This window comes from Parasphingorhabdus sp., assembly GCF_036963805.1.
Classification (GTDB): domain Bacteria; phylum Pseudomonadota; class Alphaproteobacteria; order Sphingomonadales; family Sphingomonadaceae; genus Parasphingorhabdus.
On the sequence record NZ_JBALUN010000006.1, the window covers coordinates 79,477 to 96,551 of the forward strand.

Annotated in this window: 18 protein-coding genes; 12 read left to right on the forward strand and 6 right to left on the reverse strand. The window is 53.3% G+C overall.

The window, feature by feature from the left end:
* On the reverse strand, positions 1–1,032 hold the full coding sequence (locus tag V7676_RS14145; protein WP_335660355.1) for an LLM class flavin-dependent oxidoreductase: 1,032 nt from the start codon (positions 1,030–1,032) through the stop codon (positions 1–3).
* A gap of 124 nt (positions 1,033–1,156) precedes the next feature.
* Here V7676_RS14145 and V7676_RS14150 point away from each other — a divergent pair, with 124 nt between their 5' ends.
* From V7676_RS14150 to V7676_RS14160, 3 genes are all read left to right on the forward strand, one after another.
* Positions 1,157–1,585 carry a nuclear transport factor 2 family protein gene (locus tag V7676_RS14150; RefSeq protein WP_335660356.1) on the forward strand — a complete coding sequence of 143 codons (429 nt, stop codon included), beginning with the start codon at positions 1,157–1,159 and terminating at the stop codon, positions 1,583–1,585.
* 10 nt (positions 1,586–1,595) lie between these two features.
* Entirely contained in the window at positions 1,596–2,321 is a 726-nt protein-coding gene (locus tag V7676_RS14155) for an SDR family oxidoreductase (RefSeq protein WP_335660357.1), read from the forward strand.
* Between the two features lie 72 nt (positions 2,322–2,393).
* A complete protein-coding gene (locus V7676_RS14160) occupies positions 2,394–3,500 on the forward strand; it encodes a phosphotransferase (RefSeq protein WP_335660358.1) in 1,107 nt (368 codons plus the stop codon).
* Between the two features lie 79 nt (positions 3,501–3,579).
* On the opposite strand, the gene V7676_RS14165 is transcribed toward V7676_RS14160, so the two are convergent.
* The gene (locus V7676_RS14165; protein WP_335660359.1) at positions 3,580–4,659 is read right to left on the reverse strand and encodes an NADH:flavin oxidoreductase; all 1,080 of its coding nucleotides are present in this window, start codon (positions 4,657–4,659) and stop codon (positions 3,580–3,582) included.
* A 190-nt stretch (positions 4,660–4,849) separates the two neighbouring features.
* Between V7676_RS14165 and V7676_RS14170 the strand changes: the two genes are divergently transcribed.
* Entirely contained in the window at positions 4,850–5,263 is a 414-nt protein-coding gene (locus tag V7676_RS14170) for a hypothetical protein (RefSeq protein WP_335660360.1), read from the forward strand.
* 22 nt (positions 5,264–5,285) lie between these two features.
* On the opposite strand, the gene V7676_RS14175 is transcribed toward V7676_RS14170, so the two are convergent.
* Entirely contained in the window at positions 5,286–5,498 is a 213-nt protein-coding gene (locus V7676_RS14175) for a ferredoxin (protein ID WP_335660361.1), read from the reverse strand.
* A gap of 110 nt (positions 5,499–5,608) precedes the next feature.
* Between V7676_RS14175 and V7676_RS14180 the strand changes: the two genes are divergently transcribed.
* The 6 genes from V7676_RS14180 to V7676_RS14205 are packed head-to-tail and all read left to right on the forward strand — an operon-like array spanning position 5,609 to position 11,447.
* Entirely contained in the window at positions 5,609–6,997 is a 1,389-nt protein-coding gene (locus tag V7676_RS14180) for an aromatic ring-hydroxylating dioxygenase subunit alpha (protein ID WP_335660362.1), read from the forward strand.
* A gap of 19 nt (positions 6,998–7,016) precedes the next feature.
* The gene (locus V7676_RS14185) at positions 7,017–7,598 is read left to right on the forward strand and encodes a 3-phenylpropionate/cinnamic acid dioxygenase subunit beta (RefSeq protein ID WP_335660363.1); all 582 of its coding nucleotides are present in this window, start codon (positions 7,017–7,019) and stop codon (positions 7,596–7,598) included.
* 5 nt (positions 7,599–7,603) lie between these two features.
* The gene (locus V7676_RS14190; RefSeq protein WP_335660364.1) at positions 7,604–8,770 is read left to right on the forward strand and encodes an NAD(P)/FAD-dependent oxidoreductase; all 1,167 of its coding nucleotides are present in this window, start codon (positions 7,604–7,606) and stop codon (positions 8,768–8,770) included.
* Positions 8,767–9,582: an SDR family NAD(P)-dependent oxidoreductase gene (locus V7676_RS14195; protein WP_335660365.1), complete on the forward strand. Its 816-nt coding sequence runs from the start codon at positions 8,767–8,769 to the stop codon at positions 9,580–9,582. The genes V7676_RS14190 and V7676_RS14195 overlap by 4 nt, the downstream gene beginning before the upstream one ends.
* Positions 9,579–10,199: a TetR/AcrR family transcriptional regulator gene (locus tag V7676_RS14200; RefSeq protein WP_335660366.1), complete on the forward strand. Its 621-nt coding sequence runs from the start codon at positions 9,579–9,581 to the stop codon at positions 10,197–10,199. Before V7676_RS14195 ends, V7676_RS14200 begins: the two co-directional genes overlap by 4 nt.
* A gap of 18 nt (positions 10,200–10,217) precedes the next feature.
* Positions 10,218–11,447 (forward strand): acyl-CoA dehydrogenase, encoded by a 1,230-nt coding sequence (locus V7676_RS14205; protein ID WP_335660367.1) that lies wholly within the window; start codon positions 10,218–10,220, stop codon positions 11,445–11,447.
* Here the strand turns inward: V7676_RS14205 and V7676_RS14210 are convergent.
* From V7676_RS14210 to V7676_RS14220, 3 genes are read right to left on the reverse strand one after another with little or no spacing between them, the layout of a single operon-like run.
* Positions 11,441–12,247, reverse strand: a complete 807-nt coding sequence (locus V7676_RS14210) for a dienelactone hydrolase family protein (RefSeq protein ID WP_335660368.1) — start codon at positions 12,245–12,247, stop codon at positions 11,441–11,443. The two genes, V7676_RS14205 and V7676_RS14210, sit on opposite strands and share 7 nt — an antisense overlap.
* A 17-nt stretch (positions 12,248–12,264) precedes the next feature.
* Entirely contained in the window at positions 12,265–12,834 is a 570-nt protein-coding gene (locus V7676_RS14215; protein ID WP_335660369.1) for a malonic semialdehyde reductase, read from the reverse strand.
* A gap of 3 nt (positions 12,835–12,837) precedes the next feature.
* Positions 12,838–14,058 carry a cytochrome P450 gene (locus tag V7676_RS14220; RefSeq protein WP_335660370.1) on the reverse strand — a complete coding sequence of 407 codons (1,221 nt, stop codon included), beginning with the start codon at positions 14,056–14,058 and terminating at the stop codon, positions 12,838–12,840.
* A 291-nt stretch (positions 14,059–14,349) separates the two neighbouring features.
* Here V7676_RS14220 and V7676_RS14225 point away from each other — a divergent pair, with 291 nt between their 5' ends.
* Positions 14,350–15,636 (forward strand): cytochrome P450, encoded by a 1,287-nt coding sequence (locus V7676_RS14225; RefSeq protein WP_335660371.1) that lies wholly within the window; start codon positions 14,350–14,352, stop codon positions 15,634–15,636.
* Between the two features lie 58 nt (positions 15,637–15,694).
* Entirely contained in the window at positions 15,695–16,921 is a 1,227-nt protein-coding gene (locus V7676_RS14230; RefSeq protein ID WP_335660372.1) for an alpha/beta fold hydrolase, read from the forward strand.
* The last annotated feature ends 154 nt before the right edge of the window (positions 16,922–17,075 follow it).

Sequence of the window (17,075 nt, forward strand, 5' to 3'; positions counted from 1 at the left end):
TTAGAGGCTTTGCGCAGTTGCCAAAACGTTACTGGCAAAGCAATCTATCGCCGCCTCGCGCTGCGCCGGATTACCGACGCCCCATGCTAGGTCGACCACGCCGACACCGCAATCCCGAATGGCTTCCATCCGACCTTTCAGCGTCTCTGGTCCGCCAACGAAATAAGGTTCGGTAATCAACGGCACAACAGGGGGACCGCCTAACGTTTGCTGCTGGATCTTTGCTTGTTCGACCGCCTTCGCGCCAAAAAAAGCTCCCATATCGTCCGCTGCCCGGGTGTCACTTTCCGCCGCATAGGCGATGCCGCGATAGATGACGTGCGATGGATCTGGCTGCCAGCCCGCCTTTGCGGCTTCTTCCTGATAAAGCTTAACCCAGTTCCGCACGGTTTCCGGCGGAGCAAAAGAAAAAGCGATACCCATCCGCCGGGCAGCGGCAAAACGGACTGATTCTTCGCTGTTGCCCGATCCGTATATGACGGGATGGGGTTCCTGCACCGTACGGGGCCAGACGGCGACATTGCTATACTGATATTGCTCCCCTTCCCAGGCGAACGCTTCATCACTCGTCCATGCCTTGATGATCAGATCAATGCCTTCCTGCGTCTGAGCGCGGGTGGCGTCCGGATCGTTATCATATGTGCGGTGTTCATTGGGCGTGCCGCGCAGAAACAGCACCACGATCCGACCACCCGAAAGCATGTCGAGCATCGCCAGTTCCTCGGCCAGCCGCACCGGATTTGACAGCGGCACCAGCGGACCTAATAATGCAATCTTCGCGCATTTTACCACCTGTGTCAGTGCGCCCGCCATCACAGCCGGGTTAGGTGTCATGATGTACGGCGCATAATGATGCTCCGATACGCTCACCCAGTCAAAACCCAGCGCATCCGCTTTCCGAGCCATGGCGAGGCTATGATTGAACGAGGCCAGCGCGATATCCGGTTTGCAATAATCAGGCTGAGCGGGCCAGATTTCAAGCCCCGGCGCGGGACCGTCATATCCCACCATGCATAAACTCGATACCAGCATTGCAATCATCCTTTTCCAGTAACGAACAGAATTGCCGAGCCGGCGCACAATACGCCTATCCAAAGAAGGGCGAGTCCCCTGCCCTGATCTCTAGATTTGTGAGCCGGACAGTGAGGATTGCTAGATGAACGAAATTACGTTTATGGGTTCAGGCTTGAGCGCCCAGGATGAACGCGCGATTTCCGCGATACTAGTAGCCTATGGGACATCAATTGACCAGCGCGACTGGAAAAGGCTGCGCGCCTGCTTTTCCGAAGATTGCGAGGCAGATTACGGCAATTTCGGAAAATGGCAGGGTAGCGCCGCAATCGCTGCCTATATGAAGCAGGCCCATGCCGATTTGGGGCCCACGCTGCACCGCATGACCAATATCGAGATCCGGGCCGAAAAAGAGCAGGTCCGTGTCCGAACTTATGTCGATGCACTGCTCATGCCAATTAATGAGGGCGGCCCTGTTCATCGCGGCATTGGCTATTATGATGACCAGCTGGTCCGCACTGGCGGGGGCTGGCGGATCGCACGGCGCCTGTTCACACCCGTATTGATTGATTGAGGACAACCCCATGACCAACCTTTCTGGAAAAACCGCTATTGTAACGGGAGCCTCCTCCGGCATTGGCGAGGCGACAGCGCGCGCACTGGCCCAAGCAGGAGCAAGGGTGATGCTGGTCGCCCGGCGGGAAGAACGGCTGATTGCACTGGCAGCGGAAATTGGCGACAGCGCATGTCATCTCGCGTTGGACCTGTCCCAGGAAGACGCGGCCCAGGTCATGCTGGACACCGCTATCGCTCAGTTGGGAAAGGTGGATATTCTCATCAACAATGCGGGAATTTTGCGCACCAGCCACGTCGACGCGTTTGATCTCGCGGAACTGGAGCCATTGATCGCGATCAACTATACAGCCGCTGTGCGTGCCAGCCTGTTGTTTGCGCGCCACATGAAAGCGCATGGGAGCGGACAGATCGTCAACCTCTCCAGTATCGGAGCCAGTCTAACGGCAGCTGGCACCGGCATTTATGGAGGGTTAAAGGCGGCGCTAGACCGCTTTACCGATGTGCTCCGCGTCGAAATGGCAGGCAGCGGCGTGCGGGTTGGCATTGTTGCTCCAGGTACGACCACGACTGAAATTTTTGAGGATATGAAGTCAAAAGGCCTGCCCGGCTGGGATGAATATATCCCACCGATGGTGCCTGACGACATCGCCCGCGCAATATTATTCATGTGCGAACAGACCGGCAATGCCAATGCTGCGCGGATGCATATCTATGCGACTTCGGAAGCATTTTAGAGAGAGAGAGCGACAACCTCAGGCGAGTTTTCCGCTTTCGATGCATTGCAGACATTGGAAAGGATTTACAAAATGAATACCCAACTAAAGCATCCGACATCGGCCGATGACATCTCTCCGGCCTATCTGACTGCTCTGATGGCGGAGTTGGTGCCCGGCGTCACTGTCACAGAGGTAACGACGATCGAGGCGAAGGCCTATGGTGAGCAATTCGTGTCAACGGCGGGCCGTGTTGCTGTTGATGTATGTTATGGTGCGGACAGTCCCCCCGACTTGCCCAAGCGCTTAATCATCAAGATCTCGCGCGGAGTTGATAAAATAATGGCGCCTTTTTACGAAAACGAAGTCAATTTCTATAAACATATTCGTCCGGAAATGAAGATTGAAGCCCCGCGGGCCTTTGGCGCCGGATTTGATGCTTCATCAAGCAACTTCGCGATCGTGCTAGAAGACCTGACTTTACGCGGCGCGACCTTTCCAAACGTCCTCTCGCCTGTGTCGCTGGACAGCATACGTTCCATTTTATCTCAGCAGGCCAAACTTCACGCGCATTATTGGGAAAGTCCGCGCCTGCGTCCAAACGGCGATCTAGCCTGGGCAGGTAGTCATGTTGAGGGCAAGGTAGCCGAGTTGTTGATGTATGGCGCAGAACCACTGATCCAGCATGAAATTGATACCGTGTCGTTCAAGCGCGAGATGGTGCAAAGGCTGCGCATCACTGGACCGGAATTACGCGATGCTACTCTCGCACTTCATCAACACCAGCAAAGCCTGCCACAAACATTAGTCGAGGGAGATATGCATATCGGCAACACCTATCTGCTGCCGGATGGATCGGGGGGACTACTTGACTGGCAACTCACCTGTCGCGGCCATCATATGCATGACGTGAGCTATCTAATAACGACATCACTATCAGTAGAGGATCGCCGCGCCAACGAACAAGAGCTTGTGCATTTCTATCTAGACAGACTGGCGGCGGAAGGCGTGACTGATCCCCCGTCATTTGAAATCAGCTTTACCGAATTTGGCCGCTGCCTGATGTGGGGCGTCTATATTGGCTGGTTAACTACGCCGGTGGTAAATTATGGCTGGGAAATAAATGTCATGAATCACTTCCGGCTGACAACCGCGTTTGAAGACCATAATACGGCTCAATTGATCGCTGAAATATCCTGAAGCACAGTCTGCATGGCAAAGTCGCAATGGTCACGGGTGCTAACAATAGTCGACTGACAACCCAATGCATCCATTCTCTTCAATCCAGACGGCTATATGCCGACAGATCGAATGCTTCAAACGGTTCGCCTGCCTGCACTTTCAACACCCATTCCGGATCCATCAGCAGGGCACGGCCGAGAGCAACCAAATCAAACTCCTCCGCTTCGAACCGGCGCACCACTTCATCTAGATTATCCAAGGCGCTAGTCGGCTCCGCAAAGCTTGCTGCTAGCTCTTTGTCAAAACCAATGCCGCCCACAGTCATGACCGGCTTTCCGGAAAGTTTACGCACCCATCCAGCCAGCCCCATATTTGAGCCTACGAAGGCAGGGACCGAAAACACGCGGGTACTCACGTCGAATATATCCACGCCAGCCTCGACAAGCGTACCGGTGATGATCGCCAGTTCGTCGGGCGTCTCCGCAAGCTTTGCCTCATAATCTTGCATTTTCCATTGGGACAGGCGGAACAGGATCGGAAAATCAGGACCCACTTCGGCGCGAATTGCTTTCACCAGTTCGGACGCAAAGCGCGTGCGGCGTTTTATATCCCCGCCCCACGCGTCATCGCGACGGTTGGTTTGCTTCCACAGAAAGGCGTCAATCAGATAACCATGTCCACCATGCAGTGCTACACCATCAAAACCGATAGCCTTGGCATTGGCGGCGCTGCTTACAAATGCTGCGATTATTTCGGCTATCTCATCCTCGCTCATGTCATCAGGCCGCATGGATTTGGTCTCGGGATGCGGCGGAGTGCCTTCGAGCCGCGCACCACCCATATGCCAGAGCTGCGGAATGATCTTGCCGCCCTCAGAATGGACATCGTCTATTACCTTGCGCCAGCCAGCCAGAGCTGCTTCCCCATGTAGCACAGGGATATTCTCTTCTCCCATGGTGCTGTGACCGATTGCGGACGGGTGATTGACGCCGATACCTTCGGTGATGATCAGGCCAGTTTTCGCGGTCGCGCGGCGTGTATAATAAGACGCAACATTATCACCCGGAACGCCATCAGGCGAAAAATTGCGCGTCATCGGCGACATGACGAAACGGTTCGCAAGAGAAAGATTCCCATATTCAAATGAAGTAAATAGTGGTTCAACTGACGGTCGCATCTTGTTCTCCCGGTAGGCTCTGTCGACTTGATCGTTGAGTTAAGCTCGTAAATTCGAACCTCTCTAGCGACAGGCGCGACAAAATGCGACTTGACCAAACTCGAAAAAGTAAAAATCCGCGCTGAATCTATCGCGGCAGCTATAAAGCAGCGCTCATAGCATGGTAACAGGAGCGCAGGGAAAGCACGATATGACTGACGGATATCAGAATGATGCAGAAATTATGGAGCAATCGCTATTCATCGTCGTGGAAGCCGATGTCGATATAACAGAGCGCCTTTACGCGCAATTCTTCGCAGCCCACCCAGAACAAAAGGCAAGCTTTTTCCATCCCACCACCACCAAAGGTCAAATGGTCAACGAAATATTGGAATGCCTACTCGCGCTGGCACAGGGCGAGCAATGGGTCGAGAATTCGATCCAAAACCACGTTATTGCCCATCGCAGCTATGGTGATATTCCATTTCGGCTTTATGCCGAACTACTCGATATGCTGGTCACCTGTCTCGCCGAGATTTCGGGCAAATGTTGGTCAACCCAATATCAGGCCGCCTGGGACCGGCAAACCGCCCGCCTCATCCGGATGGTTGCTGATGATTTTTGACACATTCATTGTCTTGAAACAATCAGACCGGAACCACTTGTAGTGCAGATTGCGGACAGGCATCGGCGCCCTCGCGTGCCGCAGCTTCCAAACCAGCAGGCACGATCGGATCGTCAACGTAGACCATTCCATTTTCATCCAGCTTGTAGACTTCCGGGCAGATCTCCGCGCAAACGCCATAGCCGCAACATGCAGGCTTGTTGATTTCTACCTTTAATTTTGTCTCATCAGACATGTACTTCTCCTATGAATTTTCATTAGCATGTAATTTACAACTTGAACAGATTATATTCAATATGTATAACGCGAATCAACCTTAAAATGTCCTGGAGAGGAAATAGCAGCATGTTACAGAAATCCAGCTTAGTTTTGCGTGATGGTACATCGCTTGACGATTTGATCATGCGGGACAGTAACGAAGTCTCGTTACGTGTCATGACCGATGAAGAACTTTATCAACATGAAATGGAACGAATCTTTGCCAAAACATGGTTGTTGTTAGGCCATGAGAGCGAAATCCCGAAATCCGGTGACTTCATTGTCCGCGATATGGCCGAAGATAATGTCATCGTCGCGCGCGATCGGGAAGGCAATGTCAATGCCTCGCTCAATGTCTGTCCTCACCGCGGAATGCGCGTCTGTCTAGGCGAAGCAGGCAACAAGCCTATTCATCAGTGCATCTATCACGGCTGGGCTTTCAAGCCGAATGGCGATTTTATCGGCGCACCGGTCGAGCGCGAAAAGATGCACGGCAATGATGTTGATAAAAAGACATTGGGCCTCAAAAAAGCCCGGGTGCATCTTTATGGTGGCCTGATCTTTGCCACATGGAATGTCGACGGCCCATCATTTGATGAATATATGGGCGATATCAAATATTACATGGACCAGCTATTTTGCCGGACCGATAGTGGTCTGGAGTTGCTTGGCCCACCGCAACGCTTTGTGTTGCCATGCAACTGGAAGGTTCCGGGTGAACAATCGGGCTCCGATGGTTTTCACACATTGACGCTTCACCGCAGTTTGATGGAAGGCGGTGTGATGGGCGGAACGGCCGAGTCAATCTATGATCAGGCGCCAGGTATGTATGGTGTCGATGTGTCTTGCGAGCAGGGTCATTCGCTCCGCTGCCTCGAAGCTGAAAAGACATTCAAGATGTTTGCTGATGTGCCATTTGAAGGCAAATCAGTGGAAGAACGTCTCAACCTGCTGACGCCGCCGGGCATCACCAAAGAGATGATTCCGCAATTGTTCAAAAACCTGTCGGCTGATCAGGTAGAGCAGCTGGCAACTATCCCACCACAGGTAGGCGGAATGTTTCCGAACATTCTGATCGCTTTCATTTTTGCACCACGCACTGATGGGGGGGCCTCCGGTGCGCTCGCGCTACATACTTATGTGCCGAAAGGGCCGGACAAGGTCGAGTTCGTCAATTATATCTTTGCGGAAAAAGACGCGCCCGAACAAATGAAGCGCGACATGCTACAAAATGCAGTTCAGCAAACTGGCACATCTGGCACTATCGAGCAGGATGATGCCGATGTCTGGCCCGTCATCATGAAAAATGCACGCGGTGCGGCTAGTAAGACTATGACGCTGAAATATCAGGCGCTGCATGGTCACGAACGGCCCGAGGGCTGGAAAGGGGACGGCCTTCTGTATCCCGGCTTTACCAAGGATGACACGCAATGGAATTGGTGGCTTGCTTACCATAAATTGATGAGTGAAGCCTGATAGGCGGGAGGAATAACATATGACTTGGGAAACAAAATCAACCGCAGCTCCTGATTCCACGACAATCATTCGTGGGCTGGTATCGCGCAAACGTGTGCCACTAGGTTCGGCAATATATAACAAACTGCTTGAAACGCTTTATGATGAGGCCGCTGCTCTCGACGAACGGCGCTTTGATGACTGGGTTGCGATGCTGACAGAGGATTTGGTATATCAAGCTCCTATCCGGATCACCCGTACGGGCCCGAATAAGGACCGCGACGTTATGCGGACAATGTTCCACTTTGACGAAGATTATAACTCTATTCTGATGCGCACCGGACGCCTTCAAAAAAGTGCCTGGGCAGAAGATCCGCCATCGCGGTGTCGGCGTTTCGTAACCAATGTTCGAATTGGTGAATGTGACACTGCTAGTGAATATGAAGTCGTCAGTTATATCTACCTAGAACGCAGCCGGGGCGACAGTCCGGACAATGAGAGCCTGACCGCCGAGCGCCGTGATATCTGGCGTGAAGTCGATGGTATTTATAAATTGGTGAGCCGTGAAATCATCGTGGACCAGTCGGTCCTCGGCATGTCCAACCTAGCCGTGTTCATCTAATCAAGATGAGCGGTTCAACACCAAAATCTGTTGTTGTTGTCGGAAGCGGCCTTGCAGGCTTTGGCGTCTTGCGAGAATTACGTAAATCTGCGCCGGATGCCAAGCTCACTCTAGTTACGCTGGAGGATGGGCATTTCTATTCGAAACCGGCGCTTTCAACGGCCCTAGCGAAGGGCAAGACGGCAGTCACTCTGGTGACCTCGGATGCAGAAAAAATGAAGACCCAGTTGAAACTGGATGCACGCATTGGCCGAGAGGCTGAGGCGATTGATCGTGCGGGCAAAGCCTTGTGCACAACTGGCGGGCCGATCCATTATGATTCACTGATCTTGGCGACAGGGGCGCTGCCCTTTCGCCCCCCGATGGAAGGAAACGCAGCGCACCGCGCCATTTCTGTCAACCAGCTCGATCATTATGGCCGGTTTCGGACCGAACTGCCCGATGGTGCGCGTGTGCTTGTCATGGGTTCCGGTCTGGTCGGCACCGAATTTGCCAATGATCTGGTGACCAATGGCTACAAGCCAATTGTTGTCGACATGCTGGCGCTGCCGCTCGCACAGCTGGTTCCGCCTGCTGTTGGCGAGAAGATACGCGATACGCTTGCCGCCGAAGGGGTGGAATGGCATCTGGGCCGCAAAATTACGGCCATAGATTATAGCGAGCCCGGCCCAGGTTATGTCGCCACACTTGATGACGGCAGCACCATTAATGCGGATCTGGTGCTTTCTGCCGTTGGCCTGCGACCTAATATAAGTCTAGCGGAAGAGGCCGGACTTGAGGTCGGACTTGGCATCAAGGTCAATCAATTTGGCCAGACGAGCGATCCCGATATATACGCCATTGGCGATTGCGCAGAATATCAGCACGGCTTGTCGGCGTACGTCACACCGATCATGGCGGCGGCACGCGGCATTGCCCCTTCGGTTCTGGGTACGCCCACCGAAATTCGGTTTCCGCCACTTTCGGTGCAGGTGAAGACAACCCTCTTCCCGATCAATTTGCTACCCCCTGCCCCTTCGGTTGCCGGAGAATGGCGAGAGGTTGAGGATGACGCAAGTGGCTCTAAACATGTCTTCGTTGACAACGATAATGTGGTGCGCGGCTATGTGCTGACACAAGAAAAATGCGAACAACGCATAGATATGGACAAATTAGTGGGAGAGAAAGCATGAGCCGATTGCTGGAAGGCAAAGTTGCTATTGTCACGGGCGGAGCGAAGGGCCTTGGTTATGGCATTTCCCGCGCGATAGCAAAAGAAGGCGCGTCCCTCCTCATAACCGGGCGCGACGGCATCGCAACCGAAAAAGTCGCGGCCGAAATCCGCGACGAATTTGGCACGCAGGCGATCGGGATGTCCGCTGACATGGGCGTTAAAGAACAGGTCGAAGCGATGGTACAGCGAGCCGTCAATGAATTTGGTGGGCTGGATATTCTGGTTAACAACGCATCCTTGCTGTCGGATAATGTTTTGTTGGAACACAAGACTGACGAAATGTTGAAACGTACGCTAGATATCGGTGTCTGGGGATGTTGGTGGGGCATGCGTGCAGCCTTGCCGCATATGAAAAAGCGCGGGGGCGGTTCAATCATCAATTTCCACAGCATTGATGCCCAGACGGGCGCATGGCTGCACAGCGATTATAATATCAACAAAATGGGCATTATGGGCCTCACCCGCAGCGCTGCAGTGGAATGGGGCAGATTTAACATTCGTTGCAATGCTATCGCTCCCACCGGTCTGGGGCAGGTTTTTGCGGAACTGGTCGAGAAAGTACCAGGTTTTCTGGAACAAGCTACGGCCAATAATCCGCTGAAGCGTGCTGGCGATCCTGAAAAGGATATTGGCCCGGTCATCGTCTTTCTGGCGTCTGAAATGTCGGCATTTGTCACCGGAGAGATGATCAATGTTGACGGCGGACAGAATTTGCCCGGTTATGTCAGCGTGCCGCACAATCTAGAAGAATTGGAAGAGGGTAGCCCATGAGACTTGTCGCTGCTGAAATCGAAGCCGATCCGACACCGGAAATAGAGCTTTCTCCAAGCGTGATACGCATCCTGAGCGGCGCGCTGGATGCTATTGCCAGCCGCGGTGTGAAGCGTCTCTCGATGAGTGACATCATTGAAGCCAGCGGAGTGTCTCGCGGAACACTGTACCGCTATTTTTCCAACAAAGACGAAGTGCTCGTGGCTGTTGCAGAATTTGTGTGCGTCGGCTTTGAAACTGGCATCCGCGATGCTGGCAATGGCATTCTGGATCCCATGGAGCGCTTCAAATCAGTTATGAGGTTTTATGGACAATATACAATCGAGAATTCGCCGGACCGCGTCTTCGAAGTTGAGCCAGCTTTTCACCTCGCCTTCTTCCGCAGCCGCTTTGATCGCTACAAACAGGCCGTGCTGGAAGCACTTGAACACACCTTTGATTATTTCGATGGCCTGCTCGGTGAACCGATGAACCGCGAAGCATTTGTCGAAATGCTGGTGCGGATGCAGCTCAGTACATTGTTGGTGCCTGCTAGTGATGAATGGAAACAACGTTGGGACGATACGGCGGAAAACGTGCAAAAATGGGCGCTTAAAATCGCCGCTACACAGAAATAGAACGGGAAAGGAATACCAATGGCCACTGTTGAAAAAATCAAGAATGAGGAACTATCGACATTTGCGGATAAGGCGACCGCCGACGCCATGGTCGCCAAAGCAATAGAACTGCGGCCTTTGTTCGCGGCAGAAGCTGCGGACGGAGAAAAACAGCGGTCACCTACCAAGACTGTCGAAGACGCATTGTTTGAAAATAATCTCCTGTACGCATTGCTTCCCAAACGTTTGGGCGGAGTGGGCCTGTCACTCACTGACTTCTGTCGTATGCAAATTGAAATTGCAAAAGGCGACCCTGCCGTGAGCTGGGTAGTGCAGATCATTAACGGCACCAGCTGGGTTACCAGTATGGCACCTGACAGCGTTCAGGACGTGGTGTTTGCCGATGGCCCTACAACGGTCTGTGGTGCCTATAACCCGCCGGGCAAGGCCCGCAAGGTTGACGGCGGCTGGATCATCAATGGTGCATGGCCGTACACATCCGGTTCGCGCCAATCTAAATGGGCGCAGCAGGGTGTTGTGCTCGAAGATTATGAAGGACCGGTCGTGCCGGGAATCAGCATGTGCTATATCCCGTTCAGCGACCTGACCATCAAAGATACGTGGTTTGTATCGGGTATGCAGGGCACCGGATCGGACACTAGCGTCGCAACCGATGTCTTCATTCCCGAAGGCCAGATGGTGTTGATGGATGAACGCGCCGGACAAATTGACCGGACCAAACGGCATTTTGGAGCGCCGACAGACGTGCTGCCAGTGGTACCTGTTGTCCGCACGACCGGTATTGCCCAGCTTATCGGTACAGTCGAAGCGATGCTGGAAATTGTCAGAGCGGAGTCAGAATTCAAGCCGGTTTTGACGACGATCATCGGGCCGCGGAAAAATTCCGGTGCCTATATGCGCGATCTGGGTGAAGCGGCAGCAATGCTCGACACTGCCAAGCTGATATTGTTCAGTCTGGTGGGCGAACTCGATCAGGTTGCGTTGACCGACGGAGAACTGTCCGTGGAAGACAAGGCACGACATCGCGCACAAGGTGCGCAAATGATCGAGCTTGTGCATCGCACCTCTGAATCGCTGATGTTCCAGGCAGGATCCTCGGCCTTCTCGCTCGACAAGCCAATCAACCGCTACTGGAGAGATGTTTCCATGGCCCTGCGCCACATCCAGAACATCCCGACGATCGGCTATGAAATTTACGGCCGCAATATTGCCGGCGGCGACATGATCTCGCCCCCTGGCGCTTATTGATCGCTGATCAGGCGCGCGCGAAAGAAATCTAGTATTTCGTCGCGCGCCTCGACGGTCGGCTGACCAACTTCGTCGATTAGGTGCAATGTGACTACGCTGTGCGGGGTTTTGAGCGGCGCATCCGGATTGGCGGCTGAATCGGGCAATACCTTGCCGATGAACCGGTCTCCTAATGCTTCGCTATAGGCTGCAAACCGCTCGGCCTTACAAAAGCTGTCACCCTCGAAGCGATAGGCGAGCGCAGTCAGGTCTTCGGCCTCCATTCGCGCCTTGACGAGAGCGAGTTCGTCAGGATCAATGGCAAGTCCTGACGGATTGTGCATAGGCAGTGAGGGCTGCGAAAGCACAGGCGCAATCACTGCTTTTTCCAGCATCATTGACAGCGCGAAATTTCCGGTAAAACACATGCCGATGGCACCCACGCCCTCTCCGCCGCATTCTTGATGCGCCTGCGCTGCCAACGCACGTAACCATTTTGTCACCGGGCTAGACGCATTGCTAGCAAAAGCCCTGAACTCCTTGCTGATACAGGCGCGGGCGACCGTCATCATCGTTTTACCGTTGCTCGGCAAAACGCCATCCTCCCCGAACAACGATGGCATATAGACCGTAAAACCGGCATCTCGTACCCAGCGAGCAAATCGCGCGACATAGGGACTGATCCCCGGCATCTCCGACATGACGATCACCGCCGGACCGCTACCTGCAATATAGACGCGCTTGGTCTTGCCCAGCAGCGTCACCTCACGCCTTTCAAAATCCTCCAGCGAGTCCCTGAATTTTGGATCGATATCAGCCATGATTTTCTCCATTTCCCTCAAACGATACGGCACGCTTCCTCAAAATCAAGCCGCGGATTACGCGGAAACAGGCTATCTTCGCGGCCATAGCCAAGCGCACAAATGAAATTCGCCTGCCACTGCCCGTCAGGGAAGAATTCAGTGTTGAGCTTTGCCGCGTCAAAGCCGGACATGGGACCGCAATCGAGCCCCAATGCCCGTGCAGCAATGATCATGTAAGCGCCTTGCAACGGTACATTCCTTGCGAGAAGGTCGGCTATCACCGCATCCTTGCCTGCGAATATAGAAATGAAATCACGTGACGGGAACAGCTTTGGCATCTGCTCGAAAAAACGGGTGTCGCCGGCGATGATCACAGTCACTGGAGCGGAAGCAACCTTGTCGACATTGCCTTCATTCACGCAGGGTAACAACCGAGATTTGGCTTCCGGAGACGTTACGAACACGAAGCGGGCCGGGCAACTATTGGCCGATGTCGGCCCCCATTTCAAATGATCGTAAACTTGCCGCAGCAGGGCAGCTGGAACGGGGCGGTCTTCGAAAGCGTTATATGTCCGGGCCGCCTCAAAGATTACATCTATGTCCATCGTTCAATCCCAGACCAAAGGTAATTTTTCTGGCTGCAAAATACCGCCAGTATGCGTCTTCACCGTATAATCATCTCGGATACGAAATTCCGGAATTGCGGTAAGGAATTCTTCGAGCGCAATGCGCATTTCACGCCGGGCAAGATGCATTCCAACACATAGATGCGGGCCGTACCCAAAGCTCAAATAGCGGGTTTTGCGATCAAGCATCACCTTGTCGGCGTCCTCATATTCTTCCGGATCACGGCCGGCCAAGCTGGTTGGCATGGCTATTTTGTCACCGGGCTGAAAAGTAATGTCACCAATCGACACTTCCTTCTTGCAGGTGCGGAAGGTCGTAACAGCGGGATAGGCGCGCATCAATTCCTCAATTGCATCAGGAATCATAGAGGGATTGTTACGCAGCATATTCTGGTCTTCCTGGTGCGTCGCAAGATGGCGGAACTGCCAAGCCATATTGGTTGAGACCGTATCCATACCACCGATGAACAAGTTGAATGCAAATCCGATGAGTTCATCATCTGTCATTGGTCTGCCGTCAATTTGCGTCGTCACGCCATAGCTGATTAGATCGTCACGCGGATTGGCCTTGCGGTCGGCAATCTCCGGTCGAAGATAGTCGACCACTTTTCGGGTACTCGCGGCGATCACGGACAGATCATTGGTGTGGAGCAGCCCCATTTCCCACTCTAGAAATTCTGCTGTCATCTCTTGCGGCAAACCCATCAGCTCAAGGAACACCTTGATCGGGAATTCAAACGCAAACTCGCGCATGAATTCACAAGATCCTTTGGCTTTAATCGTCGCGCAATATTCTTCAGCATATTGGCGGATTTTCCCGTCCAGCTTGTTAATTTCCTTAGGCGTGAACAATGGGTTCACCCATTTGCGATAGAGGCCGTGCATCGGCGGATCGGTTTCTGCCGGCAGCGAGCTCCAGCTCTCACCGACCAGCAATGCAAAGGGCGCGAAATCCTTGTTGGAAAAGCTATCGGTATCAAAATAGATCTTCTGCAAATCCGCGACGCGGCGCACTATCCACGCCGGTGTGCCGCCCGGATAGGCATCCAATGCATAAAAAATTGGCGGCCTCGTACGATGGATATCGGGTATAATTCGGTCAAAAGGATTTTCGTCAATCAACCCACCCATCTTGATCGGATATTCGAGCACCAGTTCTTTCGGCACATGGGCCGGAGCCTCGGTTACTTGTTGACCTAACATAGACACCTCACATTACATTCTAATTCATTGAAATAGCTCCCACAACAAGCGGATTTTCTGACCTACTAAAGGATAGGTAACCGTAATTAGTTCGGACTTTATGCGCGATGAGTAGAGAATTCCATTAGCTCATATTTCTCATTATATCGGATTTACCGCCATTGCTTTGCCTCCAAGATCCGTCCTCCGATCCTTTACGCGAGTCAAACAAACATGTCTTTAGGCAGGTACAGGCGCGCGGTAAACTCCGCAAAACATACCGAAGCCAATCAGAATGTGAGAACCTTAATCATGAACAGTAAGACCCTTGCCCCGCTGGACCAGATGGTTGCCGACTATTCGCTGGTAACAAACGGATATTCGGGCAACGCACCCAACAACCCCTATCCGATGTTTGAAGAAAAACGGTCAAAATGTCCGGTAATGCATGGAGATATCCTAAAAGAACATATGGTCCCCAGCATGGCGGATTATATGATGACCGGACGTCCGACAGTAAGCCTATTCCGTTACAAGGACATTCACAGCGTCCTTATGAATCCGAAAGACTGGCTGAGCTATATCGTCGGCGATGGTTTTGGCGCTGCCGTAGACAATATGTTGCTGACTGCGATGGATGGCGAGGAGCACGACAAATTCCGAGCCACGCTGCAAAAACCGTTCATGCGGTCAGAAATCCGCAAGTTGATCGACACACTCATCCGTCCGGTCGTGGTGACAGAGTTTGTCGACAAACTGCGCCCCAATGGCAAGGCGGATCTGCTGCGCGAATTTGCCCTGCCTTTTCCGATCCGCGCCATGTACGCCTATTTCGGTTTCCCGCATCAGGAAAGCCTGCTCTCCGATCTGGCGAGCTGGGCAATTCAGGTCGTCGCCGCACCGCAAGCCGATCCGGAAATCGCAAAAATTACAGTGCCGCAATCGATGGTGGCCGGTCAATCCATGTACGATACGCTGCTCCCAATCGTTCAGGACTATCGCGCGCGCGGCGAAATGCGTGCCGATATCCTAGGCTACATGATGCAGGTTGAGCACGAGGGCGAACGCTTTACGGATGAGGAAATCACCGCCTTTATCCGTATGCTGCTGCTGGCCGCTGGGGAAACAACCACGCGCAGCTTTGCCAACATGATGGTGCAGCTGCTGGAAAATCCAGACGTGTTGGATGAGGTCCGGCAGGATCGCAAGCTCATTCCCAAGGCGGTCATGGAAACCATGCGGCGCGACCCCACAGCGGGCGCAGTTGCAAGAATTGCGGCCCGAGATATGAAAATTGGTGACGTCGAAGTCCCAAAAGGGACGGCAGTGCTCTGCTCGATCGCAGCAGCAAACCGCGATCCGGAAACATATGAAGACCCAGACAGACTCTGGCTGAAGCGCCCGATGCGCCCTCTGCTTAGCTTCGGCTTTGGTCCACATATGTGCTTGGGAATGCATATGGCGCTAGCCGAATTGGAAGTCGCGCTCGATGCCATATTGGACTTGCCAAATTTGCGTTTTGATCCAGCTTATCCACACCCGGAAATCAAAGGCCTGAACATGCGCGGCCCAGACGCCGTGCATGTTCTTTGGGATTAAACATCCGAAATGTTCCACACAGAAAATGTAAGGAAGCTCGGAAAGGAACGGTAAGAGCATGAGTATCGTCGAATTCAAAGGATTCGCAGGAATCCGGCTCGAAGCTGAAGCCATAGGATCAGAGGAGAATCCATCCATTCTCCTCATCCATGGAGGCGGACAGACGCGCAGTGTCTGGACGGATGTGGCGAAGGCGCTGGAGAAAGCCGGACGCCGCGTGATCAGCCTCGACCTGCGGGGTCATGGAGGCAGTGAATGGTCCCCGGACGGTAGCTATGATTTTGATACCTATGTCGAAGATTTGCGTGCCGTTCTCGCGCAAATGGCTACCCGCCCGGTCGTGGTTGCGGCAACACTGGGCGGTTGGATTGCAACGATTGCGCTAGGTAAGGATGCAGCGACGCTTGCAGCCGGGCTGGTTCTGGTCGACATCCCAACCCATGTCGATCGCGAAACGGCGCGCACGATTAGCGAACAAATGCGTGAACGAGCTGCACAGTCAAAAGACGCATCAACCTGGGATTTGCGGTTGATAGACAGTCTGGAAGTGACCGGTTTGTCTGATCGCTTGGCCGAGGCCGCTCCGGGACTGAGCATTCCAGTATTATCTGTGCGCGGCGCGCTTAACGATATGGGTTCAGGTGCAGAAGCTGCCGCTTTTGTCAGCATATTGCCGAATGCTGAGTTCGTGGAAGTCGAAGATACCAGTCTCCTCGTAACTGGCGATCGAACCGAGACTTTCAACGCATTACTAATTGATTTCCTTGAACGGCGCCAACCGCTTGCCCCGCCGGAATATCGCTCGGGCTCCGATGCCCGGACCCTGCGCGATGCACTGGGTTGTTTTGCAACCGGCGTCACTATTGTCACAGCTACCGCAACCGATGGGTCCCCCATTGGTCTGACGGCCAACAGTTTCACATCCGTCTCACTTGATCCTCCATTGCTGCTAGTCTGCATTGCCAATAACGCAGGGAGCGCGACGACGCTAAAGGCCGCCTCTCATTTTGCGGTCAACGTGCTTCAGATCGGCCAGCAACCAGCCTCCGACCGATTCGCCGGCAAAAGCGATGATCGGTTTGCTGATACCGCTTGGGAACCTGGAGAGACAGGCGTGCCGGTACTCACGGGCTCGCTGAGCAGCTTTGAATGTGTGCAGGACGCTATACATGACGGCGGTGACCATTTCATTCTGGTTGGAAGGGTCATAAAAGCAAGCTTTGAACCGCGGCGTGATCCACTGCTGTACTTCCGGGGCAAATATCGCCGCCTGCATTTCGCATAAGCGACGCATTTCTTCCTGCTTTGTTAATGCGCGCTCTGGATGTGGTTACCATGAACACATCCCTAAGCTGGTCTCCATATCTAGTAAATCGCAATACTACCGGAATATTCCAACATTCTCAGCACTTGTGATGCCACGTTGAGTACATTATATT